This is a genomic window from Xanthomonas sp. NCPPB 3959 (assembly GCF_056675575.1).
The window spans coordinates 1-275 of sequence record NZ_JBWWVR010000059.1 but is presented as its reverse complement, the minus strand read 5'-3'; the positions used below and the strand labels follow the sequence as shown (position 1 = coordinate 275).

Below are 275 nucleotides of genomic sequence, written 5' to 3'. Positions count from 1 at the left end.
ATGATCGTGGCGGTGTGGAGCGTGGCCTTGTTCGGCGTGTTCGCCAAACTGTTCCTGCCCGGCATCGCCAAGGGCTTCTGGGTGGCGATCTACCTGCTGCTGGGGTGGGCCGGCATCGTGGTGATCAAGCCATTCGTCGCTGGCCTGGACAGCACCGTGCTGTGGCTGATCGCCGCCGGCGGCGCGTTCTACACCGTGGGCGTCACCTTCTACGTGCGCAAATCGCTGGTCTACAACCGCGCCATCTGGCACGCCCACGTGCTGGGCGGCGCGCT

General features: G+C 66.2%; 1 protein-coding gene. It reads left to right on the top strand.

Annotated features, from left to right (window positions below; translation table 11 throughout):
• Window positions 1–275: PAQR family membrane homeostasis protein TrhA (trhA, locus tag AC1KVG_RS21810; RefSeq protein ID WP_481095813.1), on the top strand; the 275-nt coding region annotated here is incomplete at both ends.